The organism is Streptosporangium sp. NPDC006013, from assembly GCF_040614275.1.
Taxonomy (GTDB): Bacteria; Actinomycetota; Actinomycetes; order Streptosporangiales; family Streptosporangiaceae; genus Streptosporangium.
In genome coordinates, this window is record NZ_JBEXUE010000605.1 from 1 (window position 1) to 5,223 (window position 5,223).

Consider the following 5,223-nt stretch of genomic DNA (forward strand, 5'->3'; position numbering starts at 1 on the left):
CGCCGGCTGCGTCCGCCTGGCGCCCCCGGAGCTGGCGCCCCGTTTCCAGACTCGGCGCCACCTCGGCGGCCGGGAGTACGCCGACATGCTCGCGACGGCTGGGCGCCGCCGGCTCGCGCGGCACCGTGCCGCGTTCGCTCACCCGGGACTCGCGTCCCGGACCCCCGTCAGAGGGACTCGATGACCTCGCGCATCAGGCGGGCGGTCTCACTCGGGGTCTTGCCGACGCGGACGCCGACCTTCTCCAGAGCGTCCTTCTTGGCCTGGGCGGTGCCGGCCGAGCCGGACACGATCGCGCCCGCGTGGCCCATGGTCTTGCCCTCGGGGGCGGTGAAGCCCGCCACGTAGGCGACGACCGGCTTGGTGACGTGCTGCTCGATGTAGGCGGCCGCGCGCTCCTCGGCGTCGCCGCCGATCTCGCCGATCATCACGATCGCGTCGGTGCCCGGGTCGTCCTGGAAGGCCTGCAGCGCGTCGATGTGGGTGGTGCCGATGACCGGGTCGCCACCGATGCCCACCGCGGTGGAGAAGCCGATGTCACGCAGCTCGTACATGAGCTGGTAGGTCAGCGTGCCCGACTTCGAGACCAGGCCGATGCGGCCGGCGCTGGTGATGTCGGCCGGGATGATGCCCGCGTTGGAGGCGCCGGGCGAGGCGATGCCGGGGCAGTTCGGCCCGATGATGCGGGTCTTGCCGCCCTTGGCGATCGCGTAGGCCCAGAACTCGGTGGTGTCGTGGATCGGGACACCCTCGGTGATGACCACGCAGAGCGGGATCTCGGCGTCGATGGCCTCCTTGACGGCGTCCTTGGTGAACGCCGGGGGCACGAAGACGACCGACACGTCGGCGCCGGTCTCCTTCATGGCCTCGGCGACGGTGCCGAAGACGGGCAGGCCCTCGTGGACGGTGCCGGCCTTGCGGGCGTTGACACCGCCGACGACGCGGGCACCGGAGGCGAGCATGCGGCGGGTGTGCTTGGTACCCTCACCGCCGGTCATGCCCTGGACGATGATCTTGCTGTTCTCGGTCAGCCAGATGGCCATTACGCACCTACCGCGGCGAGCTCGGCGGCGCGCTTGGCCGCATCGTCCATGGTGTCCACCAGTTCGACGCCGGAAAGCTTGGCGTCGGAGAGAATCTGCCGCCCGAGTTCGGCGTTGTTGCCGTCCAACCGGACGACCAGCGGGCGGCTCACGGTCTCGCCGCGGGACTCCAGCAGCTGGAAGGCCGAGACGATGCCGTTGGCGACCGCGTCACAGGCGGTGATGCCGCCGAAGACGTTGACGAAGATCGACTTCACCGCGGGGTCGGAGATGATGATCTCCAGGCCGGCCGCCATCACCTCGGCCGAGGCGCCGCCGCCGATGTCGAGGAAGTTGGCGGGCTTGGGCTGGCCGGGGAAGGCCTCTCCGGCGTAGGCGACGACGTCCAGGGTCGACATGACCAGACCCGCACCGTTGCCGATGATGCCGACGGAGCCGTCGAGCTTGACGTAGTTGAGGTCCTTGGCCTTGGCCGCGGCCTCCAGCGGGTCCTCGGCGGCCTTGTCCTCAAGGGCCTCGTGGTCAGCCTGGCGGAAGGACGCGTTGTCGTCGAGGGTGACCTTGCCGTCGAGGGCCTTGACCTGCCCGTCCGCGGACAGGATCATCGGGTTGACCTCGACGAGCGAGGCGTCCTCGTCGACGAAGGCGCACCAGAGCTTCTCGATGAGGTCGGCGGCGCCGTCGAGCGACGCCTCCGGCAGGCCGCCGGCCTGGGCGATCTCGCGGGCCCTGGCCCGGTCGACGCCGTCCAGGGGGGAGATCGGAACCTGCGCCACCTTCTCGGGGTTGGTGTGCGCGACCTCTTCGATCTCCATGCCGCCCGCGGCGGAGCAGATGGCGAGGAACGTGCGGTTCGCACGGTCGAGCAGGAAGGAGAAGTAGTACTCCTCCGCGATCGCGCTGGCCTCCTCGACCAGGACCTTGTGGACCGTGTGGCCCTTGATGTCCATGCCGAGGATGTCGGTGGCCTTGCTTGCGGCGTCGGCGGCGTCGTCAGCCACCTTCACGCCACCGGCCTTGCCGCGGCCACCGGTCTTGACCTGGGCCTTGACGACAACACGGCCGGTCAGCTGCTCGGCTGCCGCCCGTGCCTCCTCCACGGTGTGCGCGACGATACCGCGCGGCACCGGGATGCCGTACTCCGCGAAGAGCTCCTTCGCCTGATGTTCGAACAGGTCCACGAGGGTCCGTCCTTGCTTGTCCGGCTGGTGTATAGATCTGAGTGGGCCGGCTCCACGATCGAAGGGGGAGCGCGGCGGTTTTGCGCCAATGAAGCGTAGCCCGCCTCATGGCATGGCCAGGTAACCGGGTCCCAGATCGCGCATCCCGAATGTTGTTCGCGTCGCCATGACCGGACGTCGTCCGACACCTGTCGCCAGACCGGTGTGGCATGGCCGTCCGCGGAAAGACCCGCCGGCGAGAGGGGTCGCGGGCGCCCCGAACCTCGCCGGAACTCGTCAGACGGGCGAGGGGATCGCGCTCCGTACCCAGTCGACGATCTCCTGGGTGGTGGCGCCCGGGGTGAAGATCCGCGCGACGCCCATCTCCTGGAGCGCGGGCATGTCGGCCTCGGGGATGATCCCGCCGCCGAACACCACGATGTCGCTCGCGTCGTTCTCCCTCAGCAGCTCCAGCACCCTGGCGAAGAGCGTCATGTGCGCGCCGGACAGGATGGACAGCCCGATCGCCGCGGCGTCCTCCTGGATCGCGGTGCGCACCACCTGCTCCGGGGTCTGGTGCAGGCCCGTGTAGACGACCTCCATCCCGGCGTCCCGCAGCGCCCTGGCCACGATCTTCACCCCCCTGTCGTGGCCGTCCAGCCCCGGCTTGGCGATGACGACGCGGATCCTCGGCACGGCGTCCATCCAGACCTCCTCCTCCGCGCTCTCCTCGCAGCGTAACCGGCCTCATCTCGCCGGAGCCTTCCCGCCACCGCGATTCTCGGCCCCTCGAATCCGCCGTCGCGGTCTCGCGGAGCCTTCGCGTGCCGTACGGCTCAAACTCGCGCAATCCATGGACGCGAGTTGTTGGTGCGCGCCATAGCCCGCGGGCCGGGGGTTGGCTAGCTTGGCGGATCTTGACTCCTGGGGAGGAATCCGATGAGACGGTGGGTCACTCTGCTCGCGGTCGTACTGGCCGGTTCGGTGCTGTCCGTGTCGGCGGAGGCGGCGGGAACGGCGGGTGCCGGGGTCGCGGGGGTGGCACCGCCGCCGTCTCCGGTGACGAGGCTGAGGCAGCAGTTCGGCGAGCACACGGGGCTGCGGATCTCCGACGTCGGGCGCGTCTATCGGGGCGGCAAGGCGGTGGTCACCATCTGGCGCAAGGGCCGGGTGGAGTTCGACGAGACCGGGGTGTACGGCACGGACACGGTGGGACGGACCGAGCTGGGCAAAGGGGCCGTGAAGGAACTGGAGCGGCAGCTCGGCCGGCAGCTCGGCTCGACCCGGGTGATCTGTTTCCCGAACGAGGCGTACCTCTCCGGGCCCGGCTACGAGACGTGGCTGCCCGAGGGGAAGACCTGGCTCGGGCTGATCGGCCCGGCGAACATCAAGCAGACCGCCGCCCTGCCGCAGATCGTTGACATCTTCGAGCCCGCCACCCTGGGCACCCTGCTGTCCCACACCGCCGTGCGCAGGAAGCTGCGCTCGGGCACGTTCCTGCAGGGCGCCGTGACGCTGCGCACGCTCTACAGGGCCTCCCCCTCGCTCCGCGACAGGCTGGCCGGGCCGCCCAAGGGCAGGAGCGCCAGGATCCCGGTCGGCTTCAAGCTCTGGCTGGACCGCTCGAACCTGGTCCGCAGGCTGAGCACCACCTGGCGGCAGCCGCTCGGCGGCAGTCCCGGCAAGTACACGACCACGGTGGTGGACACCCGCTACACCGGCTGGGGCTCGTCCGTCACCCTCGTTCCGCCGCCTCCCGAGGACACCGCCGACGCCGGCCGGGTCGGCACCGACTTCCCCGAGCCGGCGGTCCTGCCGATCGGCTGAATCGCGAAAAAACAAATCTGACGGTCCGTGATTGACCGGAAACCAAATATCCGCACCGCCTTCCGACGCCCGGGGAGATGTCCCTGCACGAAATATGCACGTTTAATTCAAGGCAATCCTCCAAATGCGCTACCCTTTCGTGATCTTGCACAGCGAGAGTGTGTCATCCCCTCCCCGACGGGGCGGAGGGGTCAGTCAGGAGGATTTTCCTTTGAAGCGATACATCGCCGGACTGGCGTGCGCCGCAACGGCCGTACTCGGCGCTCCGGCGCTGGCATCGACCGCGCACGCACAGGCCGCCGATCCGATCACCGCGCTGAAGGGTCAGCTCAAAAACGGCCATGGCGTCACCTACATCGACATCCTGAAGACGCAGGGCAGCTCCAAGAACACGATTGCCGGCCACCGTAAGGGTGAATTGCAGTTCAGCACCTCCGGGATCAGCGCGTCGGACCACACCACCCAGCTGCGTTTCGATGAGGGTGCCTTCGAATTCGGCGCCGGAGAAGGCGGCACCGAGGAAACCGAGGAGCAGAAGAAGTTCAGCAAGCTGCTCGCCGGGCTGGCCGAGCCCGAACGAGTCGTCCGGGTCAAGAAAAAGGCGTACCTCTCAGGCGGGGCCTTCGGCCAGTTTCTGCCGCAGGACAAGCCCTGGCTCGGGTACCCGGGGGACACGCTCGGCGTGGCCGGCTCGCTAGGCCAGCTCGTCAACGTCGCCGAGCCCGCGACCCTCAAGGCCCTCCTCGCGCACGCCACGGTCAAGAAGCCGACCGCCTATGCCGGGAAGATCACTTTCGGTGAGCTGCAGAAGATCTCGCCGTGGTTCCGCGCGTCACAGGATGAGCCGAAACTCTCCGACGAACAGGCCAAGACCACGATCAAGTGGAAGCTGTTCCTGAACGCCGACCGGCTCCCCAGCAGGCTGTCGACCTCGTACACGGAGTTCTCGAGTGGGCCGACCTGGACCGTCGACACCCGCTACACCAACTGGGGTTCGAAGGTCACGATCGACGCCCCGCCGGCCGACCAGGTCGCCACGGTGAAGGAACTGCAGGCGGGCTTCGAAGCCGACACGCCCATCCCGCTGCTGACCGTCAAGTGATCCTTCCGCGCTGATCACACCCGGCACCGAACGAAGTCGAGCATGTCCACTGCCAGGTAACTCTGCATAATTCTGTCAACGGTGCTAAGCA

The 5,223-nt window shown here is 68.5% G+C and carries 6 protein-coding genes; 3 read left to right on the forward strand and 3 right to left on the reverse strand.

Annotation, left to right across the window (positions count from 1 at the left end):
- On the forward strand, positions 1-184 hold a 184-nt coding region (locus ABZ260_RS45890), incomplete at its 5' end, for a hypothetical protein (RefSeq protein ID WP_355630808.1).
- Here ABZ260_RS45890 and sucD read toward each other — a convergent pair.
- The 3 genes from sucD to ABZ260_RS45905 all read right to left on the reverse strand — a co-directional run bounded on the left by sucD (position 168) and on the right by ABZ260_RS45905 (position 2,908).
- Positions 168-1,043, reverse strand: coding sequence for a succinate--CoA ligase subunit alpha (gene sucD / locus ABZ260_RS45895; RefSeq protein WP_350911591.1), 876 nt, complete (start codon positions 1,041-1,043; stop codon positions 168-170). The genes ABZ260_RS45890 and sucD overlap by 17 nt on opposite strands.
- A complete protein-coding gene (gene sucC, locus ABZ260_RS45900; protein ID WP_355630811.1) occupies positions 1,043-2,224 on the reverse strand; it encodes an ADP-forming succinate--CoA ligase subunit beta in 1,182 nt (393 codons plus the stop codon). The genes sucD and sucC overlap by 1 nt, the downstream gene beginning before the upstream one ends.
- A 276-nt stretch (positions 2,225-2,500) precedes the next feature.
- Positions 2,501-2,908 (reverse strand): cobalamin B12-binding domain-containing protein, encoded by a 408-nt coding sequence (locus tag ABZ260_RS45905; RefSeq protein ID WP_350956138.1) that lies wholly within the window; start codon positions 2,906-2,908, stop codon positions 2,501-2,503.
- A 234-nt stretch (positions 2,909-3,142) separates the two neighbouring features.
- On the opposite strand from ABZ260_RS45905, the gene ABZ260_RS45910 reads away from it, so the two are divergent.
- Both ABZ260_RS45910 and ABZ260_RS45915 read left to right on the forward strand, forming a co-directional pair.
- On the forward strand, positions 3,143-4,030 hold the full coding sequence (locus tag ABZ260_RS45910) for a hypothetical protein (protein WP_355630814.1): 888 nt from the start codon (positions 3,143-3,145) through the stop codon (positions 4,028-4,030).
- A gap of 124 nt (positions 4,031-4,154) precedes the next feature.
- On the forward strand, positions 4,155-5,132 hold the full coding sequence (locus ABZ260_RS45915; RefSeq protein ID WP_355630817.1) for a hypothetical protein: 978 nt from the start codon (positions 4,155-4,157) through the stop codon (positions 5,130-5,132).
- The last annotated feature ends 91 nt before the right edge of the window (positions 5,133-5,223 follow it).